Origin of the sequence: Micromonospora sp. MP36 (assembly GCF_008119785.1) — a bacterium.
Classification (GTDB): domain Bacteria; phylum Actinomycetota; class Actinomycetes; order Mycobacteriales; family Micromonosporaceae; genus Micromonospora.
In genome coordinates this window covers 1-1,138 of sequence record NZ_VSFA01000268.1, presented here as the reverse complement: position 1 = coordinate 1,138, position 1,138 = coordinate 1, and the positions used below count along the sequence as shown (strand labels likewise).

Genomic DNA, 1,138 nt, shown 5'->3' with positions numbered 1-1,138 from the left:
TGTCGTGCGCCAGAAATTCGCCTCATAAGTGGGTGTAGGGTGGTGGGATGCCGAGGACCGGGCGTCCCACGCCGCCCCTGGTGTTGTCCGACGAGGAGCGCGCGACGCTGGTGCGCTGGTCACGGCGGGCGAAGTCCGCGCAGGTCCTCGCGATGCGCGCGAAGATCATTCTGGCGTGCGCGGACGGCGCGTCGAACACGGATGTGGCAATGGCCTTGGGTGTGCATCTGTCCACCGTGGGCAAATGGCGGCGGCGGTTCCTGCGCGAACGCCTCGATGGGCTGATCGACGAGCAGCGGCCGGGTCGGCCCCCCTCGATCAGCCTGGACCAGGTCGAACAGGTTGTGGTCGCCACCCTGGAGCAAACACCCCGCAACGCCACCCACTGGTCCCGCAAGTCGATGGCCGAACGGTCGGGACTGTCGAAGTCCACGATTGGCCGGATCTGGCGGGACTTCGGGCTCAAACCGCACCGAGCGGACACGTTCAAGCTGTCCACCGACCCGCAGTTCATCGAGAAGGTCGTGGATGTCGTCGGCCTCTACCACAACCCGCCCGAACGGGCTGTCGTGCTGTGCGTGGACGAGAAATCCCAGATCCAGGCCCTGGACCGCTCACAGCCCGTGCTGCCGATGATGCCCGGCATGCCCGAGCGGCGCACCCACGACTACGCCCGCAACGGCATCACCAGCCTGTTCGCCGCGTTCAACATCGCCGACGGCACCGTGATCAGCGAACTGCACCGCCAGCACCGCGCCACCGAGTTCAAGAAGTTCCTGACCACCATCGACAAGACCGTGCCAGCCGAGCTCGACGTGCACCTGATCTGCGACAACTACGGAACCCACAAGACCCCGGCCATCCGCGCCTGGCTCGCCCGGCACCCGCGGTTTCACATGCACTTCACCCCGACCGGGTCCTCGTGGATCAACCAGGTCGAACGCTGGTTCGGTTACCTCACCGAACAGAAGATCCGCCGCGGTGCCCACAAGAGCGTCCAGAGTCTCGAGGCCGACATCCGCGCGTGGATCACCGACTGGAACAGCAATCCACGCCCGTTCGTCTGGACCAAGACCGCCGAAGAGATCCTCGACTCACTCGCCCGATTTTGTAGGCGAATTTCTGGCGCGGAACACTA

Annotated in this window: 1 protein-coding gene; it reads left to right on the top strand. The window is 65.3% G+C overall.

The window, feature by feature from the left end:
* Positions 1 to 47 precede the first annotated feature (47 nt).
* On the top strand, positions 48 to 1,138 hold a 1,091-nt coding region (locus FXF52_RS41100; RefSeq protein ID WP_148805036.1), incomplete at its 3' end, for an IS630 family transposase.